This window comes from Flavobacterium panacis (assembly GCF_024649945.1).
GTDB classification, from domain to species: domain Bacteria; phylum Bacteroidota; class Bacteroidia; order Flavobacteriales; family Flavobacteriaceae; genus Flavobacterium; species Flavobacterium panacis.
The window spans coordinates 12,626-29,190 of record NZ_JANKMS010000022.1 but is presented as its reverse complement, the minus strand read 5'-3'; the positions used below and the strand labels follow the sequence as shown (position 1 = coordinate 29,190).

Sequence of the window (16,565 nt, the reverse complement as noted above, 5' to 3'; positions counted from 1 at the left end):
CTGCTGGTCTATGGTGTAATGGTAACACTACGGTTTTTGGTGCCGTCTTTCTAGGTTCGAGTCCTAGTAGACCAACAGAAAAGCCTCTCAGGAATGAGAGGCTTTTTTTATGCTATAAATTCAGGCTTTTTCTTTGTTTATTTTTGATATAATGAGGAAGGGACAATCCCGAACTTCTTTTTGAATGTAAAAGAGAAGTGTGATAGATCCTCAAAACCTACGCCTATGTAGACTTCTGATGGTGATTTTCCTTGTTTGATTAGATGGTAGGCTTCTTGAAGTCTTTTGTTTAATAGCCATTTTCCAGGTGCTTGCTGGAAAACTTTTTGAAAATCTCGTTTAAAAGTGGCTAAACTTCTTCCTGTTAGATAGGCGAATCGATGCATTTGTACATTAAAGTGGAAGTTTTTATTCATGAATGCTTCCAAGTCAATTTTTCCAGGTTCGTTAAAATCAAATAAAATGTCTTTTAATTCGGGGTTGATCTTTAGTAAAAGATGAATGGCTTCTTTGATTTTTAAATTGAATAGAGCTTCGTTGTTTTCTTGTTCAACTTCTAAATAGGAAAGTAGTGATTCCATGAAAGATTGGTAAAGTGGGTGCGGGGTTAGCGAAAACATGGCTTCGGAATCTGCTTTCTTTTCTGATTTGTAGTTGTGTTCTTTACTGATTTCGCGTAAGATTTCCTGATCTAGAAAAAGAGAAATCGTTTTGAATTCTCCTCCTTCGGGTGGGATTTTGGTGAATTTCGCCAAGTGATTTCTTCTGCTAAAACGAAAATCTCCTGGTTTTGTGTGAAAAGTGTTTTTATTGTCCGAAGCAATCATTTCTCCAGAAATTTGATAGCTGAAAACATGTTCGGGAATGAAATGTTCTCCTTCTCGACTTCGGGAATAATAGCAAGAGTAGAGTATTTTGGGTTTTGCTGTTTTTGTGCTCATTTTGTAAAGTTACTAAAAGATCCGAATAATCTTTTTGAGGAAGATTTTCGGATCTTTAAAATCATTTTTGTTGAATTAAAGCTCTTGGTTCTAGGTAGGCTTCCATGCCTAATATTCCAAACTCGCGTCCAATTCCAGATTGTTTGAATCCGCCAAAAGGAGCCATTGGATCATGGCTGATTCCGTTTATCTGAACACGTCCTACATTGATTTGAGAAGCGACTCTTTGCGCTCTTTTTTCGTCTGATGAGCTAACATAAGCTTGAAGTCCGTAAGTGGTATCGTTTGCAATTTCAATTGCTTCTTCTTCAGTTTTGTATGTAATAACGGTTAAGACTGGCCCGAATATTTCTTCTCTTGCAATGCGCATTTGGTTGCTTGCATTCACGAAAACGGTTGGTTTAACAAAATTTCCTTTTTCAAGGCCTTCAGGTTTTCCTAGTCCTCCGATAAGAATTTCTGCGCCTTCGTTTATTCCGATTTGGATATAATCTTGAATACGATTGTATTGTTTTGTGCTAACCATTGGACCGATATTAGTGTTTGGGTTTTTAGGATCGCCAATAATTGTGTTTGAAATGATTTCTTTGATGATAGGTTTGATTTCTTCTAACCTGTTTTCTGGAATTAATAGTCGTGTTCCTGCAATGCAGGCTTGTCCGTTATTCATGAATGCTGCGCCTATGGCAAGAGGAATTGCTTTAGTGAAATCGGCATCGTCTAAAATAATGTTAGGGGATTTTCCTCCAAGTTCAAGAGTGACTCTTTTCATTGTGTTTACTGCTTCTTTTGCGATGATTTTTCCAACATTGGTTGAGCCTGTAAAAGAAATTTTGGCAATATCCGGATTTCGGCTGATTTCGCTTCCTACTATTTCGCCTAAACCGTTTACTATGTTGAAAACGCCTTTAGGGAGTTTGGCTTCATGTAAACATTCGGTTATTAATTGTGTTTGTTGTGCACTCATTTCGCTTGGTTTTATAACAACGGTGCATCCTGCGGCTATTGCTGTGGATAGTTTGCTGCAAATAAAACCGTTGCTCGAGTTCCATGGGATTATGATTCCAACTACTCCAATAGGTGTCATTTGAACTTCAGATTCTCCCATTGTTTTGCTAAAACTATAATTGTTTAAAAGTTCGATTGCAGAATCGAAGCTTTTTTGCATGTAAGTAAAGCTTGTGGAGGCAAATTGAAATGTTCCTCCGTATTCTTCGGTGACTACATTTATAAATTCGGTTTTTCTTTTTTCGATTTCACTTTTAATGTTTTTCAGGTATTGGATTCTTTCTTCAATAGTGGTTTTTGAAAACGTTTTAAAAGCAATTTTTGCTGCGTTAATGGCGTTTTGTGTGTCTTCTGTGTTTCCTAGTCGAACTTTTCCTAATGTTTCATTTGTTGTTGGGCTTGTCAAATCAAAATATTCTGTTCCTTTAGGGGTAATGAATTCTCCGTTAATGTAAATTTTGTCTATTGTTTTCATGTTGTTTGATTTAATGAATTTTTATTTGACAAATTTCTGGATTAATGCTGTGTTTGACTTTGTTGGAAAGCTCAAATAAGCTTTGTTGAAAAGCTCACTTTTTAATAAGTAGAAAATGGGTGTAAAAAAAAGCTTCTCGATCTGAGAAGCTTTTGTTTATGTTAGAATTTTGTTTAAATCTTTAAAGTGATAACGGGTCTAACGGCATGGTTGACTAGTCCTTCGCTAATGCTTCCGTTGAAAAAGTGTGCAAAACCAGTTCTGCCATGTGTGCACATTCCGATTATATCAGCGTTTATTCTGTTAGCAAAATTAATTATTCCTTTTTCTATGTTGGTGTCGTTATAGATTTGAGTAGTGAAGTTGCTAATGTTGAATTGGTCTACAAATTCGTTAATCGCTTTTTCGGCAACATGTGTTGGTTTGAAGCTGTTTGGTGTGCAAATATTGACAAGATGTATTTTTGAATCAAATATTTTGGTGAAACTTAAAAGTTTTTCGAAAGGTTTTTTGGCTTCTTCCGAGAAATCGGATGCGAAAACAACATTGGATGCATTGAAGTTTGAAATGTCTTTTTTGATAACTAAAACGGGTATGTCGGAATTTCGGACTACTTTTTCGGTATTAGAGCCAATGAATAATTCTTCAACACCAGAAGATCCATGTGATCCCATTACAATTAAGTCAATATTGTGTTCTTTGCTTATTTGGGTGATTCCATGTATGGGTTTGTCCATTTTTACGATTTCAGTTACCTCGATTCCGTCCAAATAAGGTTTTTCAGAAACTTGATCCAGCATTTCGTTTGCTTTTTTCATAAAAAGCATGCTTTCGGGAATGCTAATTCCGCCTAATATTGCGTCATTTGTTTGATGTGGCAATTCTAGCATGTGCAGAATAATGATTTCGGAGTTGTTCTTTTTTGCAATTTGAGCGGCAACTTTTAAGGCATCTTCTGCATGTTCTGAAAAATCGGTAGGTACTAAAATTCGTTTCATGATTTTGAGGGTTAATAATGTGAATAATTCCGTTTTTTAATGCACTTATAAAGATAAGAAATATTTTTAGAGCAATCAATTTATTTGATTTATAAAAAAAACACTATATTTGCACAGTTATTTAATAAAATCTAAATAATGAGGGGACTAAGTGTCCCCTCTTTTTATAAAATTATGACATTTAAAGAAAAAGTAAACGGATTAATTGAAGAGGCTCTTCTGGAAAAACCATCGATCTTTTTGATTGATTTGGCTGTTTCAGATTCTTTTAAAATTAGTGTTGGTTTAGACGGGGATAATGGAGTGGCGCTTCAGGATTGTATCGATATAAGTCGTGCAATTGAGAATAATCTGGATCGTGAAGAACAAGATTTCTCATTAGAAGTAGCGTCTGTTGGAGTAGGGTCACCTTTAAAATTGATAAGACAATACAAGAAAAATATTGGTAGAACGCTGATTGTTACTACAAATACCGAAAAAATCGAAGCAGAATTGATAGAAGCTAACGATGTTTTTATAATTTTGTCTTGGAAAGCAAGAGAACCGAAAAAAGTAGGAAAAGGAAAAGAAACAGTTCAAAAAGAGCAACAAATACCTTATACAGAAATCAAAGAGGCAGTTGTTACGGTAACATTTTAATTTTAATTAAAGAATTCGCATGGAAAATTTAGCATTAATCGATTCATTCTCAGAGTTTAAAGATAATAAACTTATTGATCGTGTAACGCTTATGGCAATTTTAGAGGATGTGTTTAGAAATGCATTGAAGAAAAAATACGGATCTGATGATAACTTCGATATTATTATAAATCCTGATAAAGGAGATATGGAGATATGGAGAAGAAGAGTAATCGTAGCTGATGAGGATCTTGATTTTGAAAACGAAGAAATTACCTTGACGGAAGCAAGAATGATCGAAGCGGATTTTGAAATTGGTGAAGAGGTTTCTGAAGAAGTAAAATTAATTGATTTAGGAAGAAGAGCTATTTTAGCACTTCGTCAAAACTTAATATCTAAAATTCACGAACACGATAATACAAATCTTTACAAGCAATTTAAAGATATTATCGGTGATATTTATACAGCAGAAGTGCATCACGTGCGTCCTAGAGTAGTTATCTTGGTTGATGACGAAGGAAACGAAATTGTGCTTCCAAAAGAAAAACAAATACCATCTGACTTTTTTCGTAAAGGAGATAATGTTCGTGGAATCATTGAAAGCGTTGAGCTAAAAGGGAATAAACCTCAAATTATTATGTCTAGAACTTCAGAAAAGTTCTTAGAAAAATTATTTGAACAAGAAATTCCAGAAGTTTTCGACGGATTAATTACAGTTAAAAATGTAGTTCGTATTCCTGGTGAAAAAGCAAAAGTAGCGGTAGATTCTTATGATGATAGAATTGATCCAGTTGGAGCTTGTGTGGGAATGAAAGGTTCTCGTATTCACGGAATTGTTCGTGAACTTGGAAATGAAAATATTGATGTAATCAACTATACAAATAATATTCAATTATTTATCACAAGAGCTTTAAGCCCTGCGAAAGTTTCTTCAATCAAAATCGATGAGGATAACAAAAGAGCTGAAGTGTTCTTGAAATTAGAAGAAGTTTCTAAAGCGATTGGTAGAGGTGGTCACAATATCAAATTGGCTGGTCAATTGACAGGTTACGAATTAGATGTAATTCGTGAAGGAGATGTTGCTGGAACTGTTGCAGATGAAGATGATGTTGAATTAACAGAGTTTTCAGATGAAATCGAAGAATGGGTAATTGAAGAATTTGCTAAAATAGGTTTGGATACTGCAAAAAGTATCTTAAAACACGACGTAGAAGATTTAGTAAGAAGAACAGATTTAGAAGAGGAAACAATTCTAGATGTTATGAAGATACTAAAAGAAGAGTTTGATAGTTAGGCGATGGCCTAATATCCGGCTCTAACAACACAACGAAAAAGGTAATAATAAAAAGGTTATATGTCTGAAGAGAGAGTAATAAGAATAAACAAGGTTTTAAGGGAATTAAATATTTCGTTAGAAAGAGCTGTAGATTATCTAAAAGATAAAGGAATTGCTATTGATGCAAATCCAAATGCAAAAATTTCTGATAGCGAGTTTAATATCCTTCAAAGCCAATTTGCGGGCGACAAGGGGAACAAGGAGGCTTCTAAAGAGGTTGGAGAAGAGAAAAGAAAAGAAAAAGAGGCATTACGTGTAGAGCGTGAGAAAGAGATTGAAGACAAACGCAGACAAGAAGAAGAGCGTCAAAAACAGCAGGAAATAATTAAAGCGAGAGCTGTTGTTTCTGGACCTGTACAAGTTGGTAAGATCGACTTGAATCCAAAAAAACCTGCAGTTACTCCTTCTGAAGAAACAGCTAAAGTTGAAGAGCCAAAAGTTGTTACTGCACCAGTGCAGGCAGAAAAACCTGTTCAGAATGAAACAGTGAAAGCTGAGCCAGTGGTGGCGCAGCCAGTTGCAGAAACGAAAAAGGACGAACCTATTATTACTGAGAAAAAAGAGGTTAAAGCGGAATCTTCTAAAGTTGCGCAGGATCCTATTGTGTCAACTGATCCAACAACTTCGGAGGAAACAATTACGACTCAATATCAAAAACTTTCAGGAACTACTCTTACGGGTCAAACAATTGATTTGTCTCAATTTAATAAGCCTAAGAAAAAGAAAGAAGATCCTAAAGCTGCTCAGAATAAACTTGGTACTCCTGGTGTTGGTAATAATAATAACGCTAATAAGAATAAGCGTAAAAGAATTGCTCCTAAGCCGGGTACTCCTGGTGCGCAAAAACCTGCTACAGGGAATAATGCGCCTGGAACGCCAAATCCTAATAAGATTACTCCAAATAATAACAATGGTGGAGGGTTTAATGCAAATAGAAGTCAGAGACCTGGTTTTGTAAAAGGAAATCGTCCTGCAATTGTGGCTAAAGTTGAGCCAACAGAAGAAGAAGTAAAAAACCAAATTAGAGAAACTCTTGAAAAACTTCAAGGTAAAGGAGGTAAATCTAAAGCGGCAAAATATAGAAGAGATAAAAGAGAAACACACCGTCAGAAATCTGATGATGAGCAAAGAGCACTTGACGAAGGAAGTAAAACTATTAAAGTTACAGAGTTCGTTACGGTTGGTGAAATTGCAATCATGATGGATGTGCCGATTACTAAAGTAATTGGAACTTGTATGTCTCTTGGAATCATGGTAACCATGAATCAGCGTTTAGATGCTGAAACATTAACTATCGTTGCAGATGAGTTTGGTTACGATGTTGAGTTTATTACAGTAGATATCGAAGAAGCAATTGAAGTTGTAGAAGATAGAGAAGAAGATTTAGTAACTAGAGCACCAATTGTGACGGTAATGGGTCACGTTGACCACGGTAAAACATCTTTACTGGATTATATTCGTAAAGAAAATGTTATTGCGGGTGAGTCTGGAGGTATTACGCAGCACATTGGAGCATATGGGGTTACTTTAGATAACGGGCAAAAAATTGCATTCTTAGATACTCCGGGTCACGAGGCGTTTACCGCGATGCGTGCACGTGGAGCTCAGGTTACGGATATTGCTATTATTGTAGTGGCAGCGGATGATGATATCATGCCGCAAACTAAAGAAGCAATTTCTCACGCACAAGCTGCGGGAGTGCCAATTATATTTGCAATCAATAAAATTGATAAACCAAATGCTAATGTTGATAAAATTAAAGAGCGTTTGGCTGGTATGAATTTACTTGTTGAAGATTGGGGTGGAAAAATTCAGTCACATGATATTTCTGCAAAAGTTGGAACAGGTGTGAAGGAGTTGTTAGAAAAGGTTTTATTGGAAGCTGAGATTTTAGATTTAAAAGCAAATCCAAATAAAGTAGCTCAAGGAACCGTTGTTGAGGCTTTCCTAGACAAAGGAAAAGGTTATGTTTCTACAATCTTAGTACAGCAAGGTACATTGAAAATTGGAGATTACATGCTTGCAGGAAAACACCACGGTAAAGTTAAAGCAATGCATGATGAGAGAGGGCATACTGTTTTGGAGGCAGGTCCTTCAACTCCGGTATCAGTTTTAGGTTTAGATGGTGCGGCTACTGCGGGTGATAAGTTCAATGTTTTTGAAGATGAAAAAGAGGCGAAACAAATTGCATCTAAACGTTCTCAATTAATGCGTGAACAATCTGTACGTACACAAAGACATATTACACTCGATGAAATTGGACGTCGTATTGCTCTTGGTCAGTTTAAAGAATTAAACGTAATCCTTAAAGGAGACGTGGATGGATCTGTGGAAGCACTTTCTGATTCATTCTCTAAACTTTCTACAGAAGAGGTTCAAATCAATATTATTCATAAAGGAGTTGGTGCAATTACAGAAACCGACGTTAACTTGGCTTCTGCATCTGATGCAATTATTATCGGATTTAACGTTCGTCCTGCTGGAAATGCAAGACAGCTTGCTGATAAAGAAGAAATCGATATCCGTTACTATTCTATCATTTACGCTGCTATCGATGACTTGAAAGATGCGATGGAAGGAATGTTAGCGCCAGAAATGAAAGAAGAAGTTTTAGGAAATGCTGAAATTCGTGAGATCTTCAAAATTTCTAAAGTGGGTTCAATCGCAGGTTGTATGGTAACTGATGGTAAAATCTTGAGAACTTCTAAGATTCGAGTTATTAGAGATGGAGTTGTAGTTCATACAGGTGAATTAGTCGCTTTAAAACGTTTCAAAGACGATGTTAAAGAGGTGACTAAAGGTTATGATTGTGGTATTCAAATTAAAGGGTTTAATGATATCGAAATTAATGATGTTATTGAGGCTTACCACGAAGTAGCAATCAAAAAGAAATTGAAATAATATTCAATCATTATATCTGAAAAGTCCCGGCATGAAGTCGGGACTTTTTTTTGTTCTGGCAATTGCTTTTATCTTTTTGTGATGATTAATGTCGGATATTAATGGTATTTTTGATTTAAATAAAAATAATAGATATGAAATTAAGAGTATATACTGCCATTTTGTTTTTGAGTTTTTCTTCTTTTTGTTTTTCACAGGAAGATGTTGAGAAGCCTGCCCCTCCAGCAGGAGATGCGTTAGTTGGAGATTATTATGGGGCGGATGTTTCGAATACTTCTGTAAATAATGCAATTTCAGTTAGTAAATTAGAAGAGAGTTTGAAAACTAACAGAAAGATGGAAAATGTTGCTGTAAAAGGAGAAGTGACGGGAGTTTGTCCTAAAAGAGGGTGTTGGGTTAGTATTAAAACAGAAGATGGTGCTTCTTTTTTTGTAAAAATGAAGGATTACGCTTTTTTTGTGCCTACTGCAGCTAGAGGAAAAAATGTTGTTTTGGAAGGTTTTGCTGAAAGAAAAGTTACATCAGTTGAAGAATTGAAACATTACGCAAAAGACGCTAAAAAGACAAAAGCCGAGATAGATGCTATAAAGCTACCAAAGGAGGAAATAAGGTTTTTGGCTAGCGGAATTAAGGTTGTAAACTAATAAAGGATTGTGAGTAAGATGTTGGCCTTTTAATGTACTTTAGAATGTTTAAAATAAAAAAAGCGAGATCAACATCTCGCTTTTTTGTTTTTCAAAGTTTATTTTCCCGGTTTTAGTAAGAAAACACTTTTGTATCTGTTTTTTATTTCTGCTAGATTTCTCTCGGCTTCTATTCTGGTTTTAAAATTACCTACAATTACTTTGTAATTAGGTGTGCTAAAAATGATTGTTCCGTCTATGCTTGGGTTTTCTCGTTTGAAATCTGAAAGCGTTTTTTTTGCCTCATCGCTTTTGCCGCTAAAGATTTGGAATCTATAAGTATCGTTTGTATTTATTGACGTGTTAATTTTACGCTTCTCGTTTAATAATTGCTCAAATTTAGCGTCTTGGTTCAATGTTAAATTTTGGTCTTGTGCGTTAATATTGTGTGCGAAAGCGATTGTTGTAATTGTTAATAACAATTTTTTTGAAGGACTTAAAATTCTCATAATGTGATGGTTTTTATGCAAAAATACTATTTAAAGTTTGAGTGTAAAATTTTAATATTATTTAGAATTGATATAAATTGATATTTAAGAGTATTTTAAGGTTTTGAGAATAGTTCATAAGTCGTATTTTTGTGCAAGTTTTAAAAGAGGGTGTGTGTTTTTCCTGAATTTAGTACAGAAAAAATCATACCAAAAATTAGTAGACAATTATTTATACTATATGAAAAAGGTGGGTAACCATAATTCGATCTCAAGAAAATTGCTGTTTGGCTTATCGCTGACGTTAATTTTCTCCCTAACTTCATTTGCTCAAGATGCTGCTGCTCCGGCGGCGCCTGAAGCTGCCGCTGCTGCTCCAGCTGCAGGAGGCGGTGATCCAGTAAAAGGGAAGGAACTTTTTAATGCAAATTGCGCTGCATGTCACAAATTAGATGCTAAGTCAACAGGTCCTGCTTTAAGAGGGGTTGCTGATAAACATGATAAAGCTTGGCTTTATAAGTGGGTGCATAACAGTTCTGACATGATTAAGTCAGGTGATCCTGTTGCTGTTAAACTTTTTGAGGAAAATAATAAAGCAGTGATGACTTCTTTTCCTCAGTTATCTGAAGGTGATATTGATAATATCATAGCTTATACTTCTCAACCTAAAGCTGAGCCTGCGGCGGCGGCTGGTGGTGCTGCAACTCCTCCAGGAACAAATGTTGAGGGTGGCGGAATTTCAAATAATATTATTTTAGGAGCTCTTGCTCTTGTAATGGCTATTTTGGTTGTAATGTTGTTCATGGTGAACAAAGTATTAACTAAAGTGGCAAATAAAAACGGTATTGAAGTTGCTCCAAAAGAAGCTAGAACTCCAATTTGGAAAGCTTTTGTTCAGAATCAATTCTTGGTTTTGGTAACTGCTATCTTTTTGCTTTTGGCAAGTGGTTATTTTGTATACGGTTACTTGATGCAGGTAGGTGTAGACCAGAATTATGAGCCAATTCAGCCAATTCACTATTCTCACAAAATTCACGCCGGTGACAACGAAATCAATTGTAAATATTGTCACTCTGCTGCTCGTGTAAGTAAGACAGCTGGTATTCCTTCTTTAAATGTTTGTATGAACTGTCATAAAAATATTTCTGAGGTTGCTGAAACAACTGCTACTCCTGAGTACAGCAAAGCTTTCTATGATGCGCAAATTCAAAAATTATATGATGCTGTTGGATGGGATAAGACTAAACAAGCTTATACTGGAAAAACACAGCCTGTAAAATGGGTTCGTATTCATAATCTTCCTGATTTTGTTTACTTCAATCACTCTCAACACGTATCTGTTGCAGGAATTGAATGTCAAACTTGTCACGGGCCAGTACAAGAATTCGAAATCATGAAGCAATACTCTAAATTAACAATGGGATGGTGTGTTGATTGCCATAGAAAAACTGATGTTAAGATGGAAGGTAATGCTTACTATGATAAGATTCATGCTGAACTTTCTAAAAAATACGGTGTAGAGAAATTAACTGCAGCGCAAATGGGAGGTTTAGAATGCGGTAAATGCCACTATTAATCGATTTATTAAGATTTTAATATATATATACAATGTCATCAAACAAAAAATACTGGAAAAGTGTTGAAGAGCTAGAAAATAGCTCTATTGTTGAGGCGCTTAGAAATAACGAGTTTGTTGAAGAAATTCCTACTGATGAGTTTTTAGGTAATGCTGATGCTTTATCTACATCTGGGACTTCACGTCGTGACTTTTTAAAGTACGTTGGGTTTAGTACTGCGGCTGTTACATTAGCTGCTTGCGAAGGTCCTGTTCACAAGTCTATCCCTTATGTATTACAACCAGAGCAAATCATTCCTGGTGTTGCAGATTATTATGCAACTACCGTATTTGATGGTTTTGATTTTGCAAATCTTTTGGTTAAAACTCGTGAGGGTCGTCCAATTAAAATTGAAAACAATACAATTGCAGGAGCTAAATTTGCTGCGAACGCTAGAATTCATGCTTCAATCTTGGGGTTATATGATAGTGGTCGTTTAAAAGAGCCAAAAGTAGATGGTAAAGATTCTAATTGGTCTGCAGTTGATTTAAAAATCAAATCAAGTTTAGCTGATGCAAAAGCTAAAGGAGGTCAAGTTGTATTGTTAACTAATACTTTAGCAAGTCCAACTACAGAGAAATTAATCGCTGAGTTTATTGCTAAAAATCCAAACGCTAAGCACGTTGTATACGATGCAGTTTCTTCATCTGAAGCTTTAGATGCTTTTGAATCTGTATATGGTCAAAGAGCTTTAGTTGATTACGATTTCTCAAAAGCTTCTTTAATTGTATCTGTTGGTGCTGATTTCTTAGGAGACTGGCAAGGTGGTGGATATGATTCTGGATATGCAAAAGGACGTATTCCTCAAAATGGAAAAATGTCTCGTCACTTCCAGTTTGAATCTAACATGACATTATCTGGAGCTGCTGCTGATAAGCGTGTTCCGATGACTACAGCGGTTCAAAAACAAGCTTTAGTTCAAATTTATAATACTATTGCAGGTGCTTCTGTTCCTGTGGCTTTAGATGCAAATGTTAAAGCTGAAGTAGTAAAAGCTGCACAACAGCTTAAAGCTGCTGGATCAAAAGGAGTTTTAGTGTCTGGAATTGAAGATAAAAATGCTCAATTATTAGTTTTAGCTATCAATCAAGTATTGGCTAGTGAAGCTTTTAGTACTGCTGGGGCAAGACAAATTAGAAAAGGTTCTAATGCTGTTGTTGCGCAGTTGATTAAAGATTTGAATGCAGGAAGTGTTCATACTTTAATTATGAGTGGAGTTAATCCAGCATATACATTAGCTGATTCTGAAGCTTTTGTTTCTGGATTGAAAAAAGTAAAAACATCTGTTGCTTTTTCATTAAAAGAAGATGAAACTGCATCGATTGTAAATATTGCTGCTGCGGCTCCTCATTACTTAGAATCTTGGGGGGATGTTGAGATTACAAGCGGTACTTACAGTTTAACACAGCCAACAATTCGCCCAATCTTTAATACAAAACAATTTCAAGATGTTTTATTATCATTAAATGGTACTGCTGGTACTTTTTATGATTACTTAAAAGCAAATTCTGGAGTATTTACTACAGGAACTTCTTGGAACAAAGTTTTACATGATGGTGTAGCTGTTATAGGGTCTACAGCATTATCTGGAGGGGCTATTGATGCTGCTTCTGCTGCAGGTGCTGTTTCAAAATCTAAAGCTGCTGGTGAGTACGAATTAGTATTGTATACTAAAACAGGATTGGGAGATGGACAAAATGCAAACAACCCTTGGTTGCAAGAGTTTCCAGATCCAATTACAAGAGTTTCTTGGGATAACTATGTTACAGTTTCGAATGCTGATGCTAAGAAACTAGGTTTATCAAATGAAATCGTAGCAAATGGTGGTTTAAACGGTAGTTATGCTACTATTACAACTGCAGATGGATTGAAATTGGAAAATGTTCCAGTAATCGTTCAACCAGGTCAGGCAGTTGGAACTTTAGGTTTGGCTTTAGGTTATGGACGTAAAGCTTCTCTAAAAGAAGAAATGCAAGTAGGTTTAAATGCTTACGCTTTATATAAAGGATTTAATGGTGTTCAATCTGTTTCTATTGTTAAAGCTGGGGGAGAACACGAGTTTGCTTGTGTTCAAGGACAGAAAACTTTAATGGGTAGAGGTGATATCATTAAAGAAACTACTTTAAAAATATTCAATACTGAAGATGCAGAGCATTGGAATGAAAAACCAATGGTATCTTTAGATCACCAAGAAGTTGAAGCTACTACAGTAGATTTATGGGAATCATTTGATCGTACAACTGGTCACCACTTCAACCTTTCAATTGACTTAAATGCTTGTACTGGATGTGGAGCTTGTGTTATCGCTTGTCACGCTGAAAACAACGTTCCTGTTGTAGGTAAAGCTGAAGTTAGAAGAAGCCGTGATATGCACTGGTTGCGTATCGATAGATACTATTCTTCTGAAGACACTTTTGAAGGTGATAACGAGAGAAAAGAAGGAATTGCTGGTTTATCTAGTTCATTGTCTACATTCAATGAAATGGAAAAACCTGGAGATAATCCACAAGTAGCATTCCAGCCAGTAATGTGTCAGCACTGTAACCACGCACCTTGTGAAACAGTATGTCCTGTTGCTGCAACTTCTCACGGTCGTCAGGGTCAAAACCACATGGCTTATAACAGATGTGTTGGTACTCGTTACTGTGCAAACAACTGTCCTTATAAAGTTCGTCGTTTTAACTGGTTCTTGTACAACAAAAACAGTGAATTCGATTATCATATGAATGACGATTTAGGTCGTATGGTATTAAACCCAGACGTAAACGTTCGTTCTCGTGGAGTTATGGAAAAATGTTCTTTCTGTATCCAAAGTACTCAAGCTGTAATTCTTCAAGCAAAACGTGAAGGTAGAGTAGTAGCAAAAGATGAGTTCAACAATGCTTGTGCTTGTTCTGCAGCTTGTTCTTCTGGAGCTATGGTCTTTGGAGATGTAAATGATAAAGAAAGTGAAGTTGCTAAACTTGCTGAAAGCGAAAGAGCATACCACTTATTAGAGCATGTTGGTACAAAACCAAATGTTTTCTATCATGTAAAAGTTAGAAATACTTAGTAAAATTATTAATTAAGAAACAATATAAAGGATTATGTCGTCTCATTACGAAGCACCCATTAGAAAACCTTTAGTTATAGGTGATAAATCATATCACGATGTAACTGTAGATGTGGCAGCGCCTGTAGAAGGACCTGCAAATAAGCAATGGTGGATTGTATTTACAATCGCATTAGTAGCCTTCCTTTGGGGGTTAGGTTGTATAATTTACACCGTATCTACCGGTATCGGAACATGGGGATTAAATAAAACAGTTGGTTGGGCTTGGGATATCACTAACTTCGTTTGGTGGGTAGGTATTGGTCACGCCGGAACATTAATTTCTGCGGTATTATTACTTTTCCGTCAACGTTGGAGAATGGCTATTAACCGTTCTGCAGAAGCCATGACTATTTTCTCAGTAGTACAAGCAGGTTTATTCCCAATTATTCACATGGGTCGTCCATGGTTAGCATACTGGGTATTACCTATTCCAAACCAGTTTGGATCTCTTTGGGTAAACTTTAACTCACCATTACTTTGGGACGTATTCGCGATTTCAACGTATCTTTCAGTATCATTGGTTTTCTGGTGGACTGGTTTGTTGCCTGACTTTGCAATGCTTCGTGATAGAGCTATTACTCCATTTAATAAAAGAGTTTATTCTATCTTAAGTTTTGGATGGAGCGGTAGAGCTAAAGATTGGCAGCGTTTTGAAGAGGTATCTTTAGTATTAGCTGGTTTAGCTACTCCTCTTGTACTTTCTGTACACACGATTGTATCTATGGACTTTGCTACTTCTGTAATTCCAGGATGGCATACAACAATTTTCCCTCCTTACTTCGTTGCTGGAGCGGTATTCTCAGGATTTGCAATGGTAAATACATTGTTGATCGTTATGAGAAAAGTTTCTAACCTTGAAGCATACATCACATTACAACATATCGAGTTAATGAATATTATTATCATGATTACTGGATCTATTGTTGGTGTTGCTTACATCACTGAGTTATTCGTAGCTTGGTATTCAGGTGTAGAATATGAGCAATATGCATTCTTAAACAGAGCTACTGGACCTTACTGGTGGGCATATTGGTCAATGATGACATGTAACGTGTTCTCTCCTCAGTTCATGTGGTTCAAAAAATTAAGAACAAGTATCATGTTCTCATTCATCATCTCGATTGTAGTAAACATCGGTATGTGGTTTGAAAGATTTGTAATTATTGTTACTTCTTTACATAGAGATTACCTTCCATCTTCTTGGACAATGTTCTCACCAACATTTGTTGATATTGGAATTTTCATTGGAACAATTGGTTTCTTCTTTGTATTGTTTTTATTATACTCTAGAACATTCCCTGTAATTGCTCAGGCAGAGGTTAAAACAATTTTGAAAGGAACAGGAGATAATTACATTAGAGAAAGAGCAAACAGTAAAGATTCACATCATGAGTAATAAAGTAATATACGCCATTTATAATGACGATGATATTTTGATGAATGCAGTAAAGAAAACTAGAGCTGCACATTATCATATTGAAGAAGTTTTTACTCCATTCCCAGTTCACGGATTGGATAAAGCTATGGGCTTAGCGCCAACAAGATTAGCCATTTGTGCGTTCCTTTATGGATGTGTTGGAATTTCTGTTGCAACATTTATGATGAGTTATATCATGATTCACGATTGGCCACAGGATATTGGTGGTAAACCAAGTTTTAGTTTCATTCAGAATATGCCTTCTTTTGTGCCAATTATGTTTGAGATGACTGTATTTTTTGCAGCTCACTTAATGGTTATCACTTTTTATATGAGAAGTAGATTGTGGCCATTCAAAGAAGCTGAGAATCCAGATGTAAGAACTACTGATGATCACTTCTTAATGGAAGTAGCAGTAAATGATAACGAAGCAGAATTAGTTTCTTTCTTTGAAGGAACAGGAGCTGTTGAAGTTAAAGTAATAGAAAAGAATTAATTGTAGCTATGAAAAGGATATATAAAATAACACTTTTAGTTGGTATAACTATTTTAGTTTCATCTTGCCACAATAATTCGGCACCGAACTATCAGTATTTCCCAAATATGTATGAATCTGTTGCTTACGAGCCTTATACAGAAGCAAAAATATTTAAGGGAGGAAAAGAAGGACAGCTTCCTGTTGCAGGAACTATTAATAGAGGTTTTGAACCTTATGAGTATGAAAATTCAACTGCTGGTTATGAATTGGCTAAAGCTAATTTGAAATCTCCTTTGGATTCTATCGAAAGAAATTCTGGAAAAGGAAAAGAACTTTTCGAAATTTACTGTATTAGCTGCCATGGTGCAACTGGAAACGGTAAAGGTAAATTGGTTGAAAGAGAAAAATTTCTTGGAGTACCTAGCTATAAAGACAGAGAAATCACTGAAGGAAGTATCTTTCATGTTGAGACTTATGGTTTAAATGCAATGGGTTCACATGCAAATCAATTAAGTGCTCACGAACGTTGGTTAGTTGCTGACTATGTTCTGAAACTAAAAAGCCAATTATAA

13 protein-coding genes and 1 tRNA gene are annotated in these 16,565 nt (G+C 35.8%); 10 read left to right on the top strand and 4 right to left on the bottom strand.

What is annotated here, in order from left to right; translation table 11 throughout:
* Positions 1-4: 4 nt before the first annotated feature.
* A tRNA-Gln gene (locus NQQ59_RS25115) sits at positions 5-75 on the top strand.
* A 62-nt stretch (positions 76-137) separates the two neighbouring features.
* On the opposite strand, the gene NQQ59_RS25110 is transcribed toward NQQ59_RS25115, so the two are convergent.
* From NQQ59_RS25110 to NQQ59_RS25100, 3 genes are all read right to left on the bottom strand, one after another.
* The gene (locus NQQ59_RS25110) at positions 138-941 is read right to left on the bottom strand and encodes an AraC family transcriptional regulator (RefSeq protein WP_144215484.1); all 804 of its coding nucleotides are present in this window, start codon (positions 939-941) and stop codon (positions 138-140) included.
* A 61-nt stretch (positions 942-1,002) separates the two neighbouring features.
* Complete coding sequence (locus NQQ59_RS25105) at positions 1,003-2,424, bottom strand: aldehyde dehydrogenase family protein (RefSeq protein ID WP_144215483.1); 1,422 nt, start codon at positions 2,422-2,424, stop codon at positions 1,003-1,005.
* A gap of 173 nt (positions 2,425-2,597) precedes the next feature.
* A complete protein-coding gene (locus NQQ59_RS25100; protein WP_144221527.1) occupies positions 2,598-3,422 on the bottom strand; it encodes a universal stress protein in 825 nt (274 codons plus the stop codon).
* Between the two features lie 174 nt (positions 3,423-3,596).
* Here NQQ59_RS25100 and rimP point away from each other — a divergent pair, with 174 nt between their 5' ends.
* The 4 genes from rimP (at position 3,597) to NQQ59_RS25080 (ending at position 8,921) form a co-directional block, all read left to right on the top strand.
* The gene (gene rimP, locus NQQ59_RS25095; RefSeq protein WP_186296591.1) at positions 3,597-4,061 is read left to right on the top strand and encodes a ribosome assembly cofactor RimP; all 465 of its coding nucleotides are present in this window, start codon (positions 3,597-3,599) and stop codon (positions 4,059-4,061) included.
* A 19-nt stretch (positions 4,062-4,080) separates the two neighbouring features.
* Complete coding sequence (nusA, locus tag NQQ59_RS25090; protein ID WP_144215481.1) at positions 4,081-5,334, top strand: transcription termination factor NusA; 1,254 nt, start codon at positions 4,081-4,083, stop codon at positions 5,332-5,334.
* 60 nt (positions 5,335-5,394) lie between these two features.
* On the top strand, positions 5,395-8,277 hold the full coding sequence (infB, locus tag NQQ59_RS25085; RefSeq protein WP_144215480.1) for a translation initiation factor IF-2: 2,883 nt from the start codon (positions 5,395-5,397) through the stop codon (positions 8,275-8,277).
* Between the two features lie 134 nt (positions 8,278-8,411).
* Complete coding sequence (locus tag NQQ59_RS25080) at positions 8,412-8,921, top strand: DUF4920 domain-containing protein (RefSeq protein WP_144215479.1); 510 nt, start codon at positions 8,412-8,414, stop codon at positions 8,919-8,921.
* Between the two features lie 98 nt (positions 8,922-9,019).
* On the opposite strand, the gene NQQ59_RS25075 is transcribed toward NQQ59_RS25080, so the two are convergent.
* The gene (locus tag NQQ59_RS25075) at positions 9,020-9,409 is read right to left on the bottom strand and encodes an SPOR domain-containing protein (RefSeq protein WP_144221524.1); all 390 of its coding nucleotides are present in this window, start codon (positions 9,407-9,409) and stop codon (positions 9,020-9,022) included.
* Between the two features lie 220 nt (positions 9,410-9,629).
* On the opposite strand from NQQ59_RS25075, the gene NQQ59_RS25070 reads away from it, so the two are divergent.
* From NQQ59_RS25070 to NQQ59_RS25050, 5 genes are read left to right on the top strand one after another with little or no spacing between them, the layout of a single operon-like run.
* The gene (locus tag NQQ59_RS25070; RefSeq protein WP_144219775.1) at positions 9,630-10,964 is read left to right on the top strand and encodes a c-type cytochrome; all 1,335 of its coding nucleotides are present in this window, start codon (positions 9,630-9,632) and stop codon (positions 10,962-10,964) included.
* A 32-nt stretch (positions 10,965-10,996) separates the two neighbouring features.
* Positions 10,997-14,056 (top strand): TAT-variant-translocated molybdopterin oxidoreductase, encoded by a 3,060-nt coding sequence (locus NQQ59_RS25065; protein ID WP_144215478.1) that lies wholly within the window; start codon positions 10,997-10,999, stop codon positions 14,054-14,056.
* 34 nt (positions 14,057-14,090) lie between these two features.
* Entirely contained in the window at positions 14,091-15,494 is a 1,404-nt protein-coding gene (nrfD, locus tag NQQ59_RS25060; protein ID WP_109191792.1) for an NrfD/PsrC family molybdoenzyme membrane anchor subunit, read from the top strand.
* Positions 15,487-16,011: a DUF3341 domain-containing protein gene (locus NQQ59_RS25055; RefSeq protein WP_144215477.1), complete on the top strand. Its 525-nt coding sequence runs from the start codon at positions 15,487-15,489 to the stop codon at positions 16,009-16,011. Before nrfD ends, NQQ59_RS25055 begins: the two co-directional genes overlap by 8 nt.
* An 8-nt stretch (positions 16,012-16,019) precedes the next feature.
* Positions 16,020-16,565: a c-type cytochrome gene (locus NQQ59_RS25050; RefSeq protein ID WP_057117453.1), complete on the top strand. Its 546-nt coding sequence runs from the start codon at positions 16,020-16,022 to the stop codon at positions 16,563-16,565.

Coding starts and splice junctions, on each gene's coding strand:
- nusA (WP_144215481.1), top strand. CDS start 4,081: ATGGAAAATTTAGCATTAATCGATTCATTCTCAGAGTTTAAAGATAAT.
- nrfD (WP_109191792.1), top strand. CDS start 14,091: ATGTCGTCTCATTACGAAGCACCCATTAGAAAACCTTTAGTTATAGGT.
- NQQ59_RS25100 (WP_144221527.1), bottom strand. CDS start 3,422: ATGAAACGAATTTTAGTACCTACCGATTTTTCAGAACATGCAGAAGAT.
- rimP (WP_186296591.1), top strand. CDS start 3,597: ATGACATTTAAAGAAAAAGTAAACGGATTAATTGAAGAGGCTCTTCTG.
- NQQ59_RS25050 (WP_057117453.1), top strand. CDS start 16,020: ATGAAAAGGATATATAAAATAACACTTTTAGTTGGTATAACTATTTTA.
- NQQ59_RS25055 (WP_144215477.1), top strand. CDS start 15,487: ATGAGTAATAAAGTAATATACGCCATTTATAATGACGATGATATTTTG.
- NQQ59_RS25075 (WP_144221524.1), bottom strand. CDS start 9,409: ATGAGAATTTTAAGTCCTTCAAAAAAATTGTTATTAACAATTACAACA.
- NQQ59_RS25080 (WP_144215479.1), top strand. CDS start 8,412: ATGAAATTAAGAGTATATACTGCCATTTTGTTTTTGAGTTTTTCTTCT.
- NQQ59_RS25065 (WP_144215478.1), top strand. CDS start 10,997: ATGTCATCAAACAAAAAATACTGGAAAAGTGTTGAAGAGCTAGAAAAT.
- infB (WP_144215480.1), top strand. CDS start 5,395: ATGTCTGAAGAGAGAGTAATAAGAATAAACAAGGTTTTAAGGGAATTA.
- NQQ59_RS25105 (WP_144215483.1), bottom strand. CDS start 2,424: ATGAAAACAATAGACAAAATTTACATTAACGGAGAATTCATTACCCCT.
- NQQ59_RS25070 (WP_144219775.1), top strand. CDS start 9,630: ATGAAAAAGGTGGGTAACCATAATTCGATCTCAAGAAAATTGCTGTTT.
- NQQ59_RS25110 (WP_144215484.1), bottom strand. CDS start 941: ATGAGCACAAAAACAGCAAAACCCAAAATACTCTACTCTTGCTATTAT.